This is a genomic window from Streptomyces beijiangensis (genome assembly GCF_017315755.1).
GTDB classification, from domain to species: Bacteria; Actinomycetota; Actinomycetes; order Streptomycetales; family Streptomycetaceae; genus Streptomyces; species Streptomyces beijiangensis.
In genome coordinates, this window is the sequence record NZ_JAFLRJ010000842.1 from 1 (window position 1) to 209 (window position 209).

Annotated in this window: 1 pseudogene; it reads left to right on the forward strand. The window is 68.9% G+C overall.

From position 1 onward, the window contains the following. Positions 1 to 209, forward strand: a pseudogene (locus tag J0695_RS39425) (DUF58 domain-containing protein); the annotation flags it as partial.

A 209-nucleotide genomic window follows, 5' to 3' on the forward strand; every position in this document is an offset into this window, starting at 1 on the left:
CTCGGTCGCCGATCCCTACATAGAGAAGATGACGAACTCCCGGGGTACCGCCGATGCTGTCTACGAGGCAGCAGCCGCGACCCAGGCCCAGGAACAACGCCGCCGCACGGCGGACCAGCTCACGCGCCACGGCGTCACTGTCGTCGATTCGACCCCGGCAGAGCTCGCCCCCGCGCTGGCTGACGCCTATCTCGCGCTCAAAGCCGCCG